Raw genomic sequence first — 235 nt, forward strand, 5'->3', positions numbered from 1 at the left:
AGAGGTTACTCAGTGAATGAGAAGCGTGTAAGGCAACTTATGCGTAAGATGGGAATCCTGGTGATCTACCCACAGAGGAGCCTCAGTAAAGGCACTGTGCCGAGTTATGTACGTCCCTACTTACTTAAAGGGCTTAAGGTAAAGTGCTCCAATCAGGTATGGTCGACAGATATTTCTATATCCTTATAGAGAAAGGGTTTATGTACCTCTCTGCAGTTATAGATGTTTATAGTCG

General features: G+C 43.0%; 1 pseudogene. It reads left to right on the forward strand.

The features are described from left to right. A pseudogene (locus IX315_RS09695) lies at positions 1–189 on the forward strand (IS3 family transposase); the annotation flags it as partial. Between the last annotated feature and the right edge of the window lie 46 nt (positions 190–235).

Source organism: Porphyromonas levii (assembly GCF_018206105.1).
GTDB lineage: Bacteria > Bacteroidota > Bacteroidia > Bacteroidales > Porphyromonadaceae > Porphyromonas_A > Porphyromonas_A levii.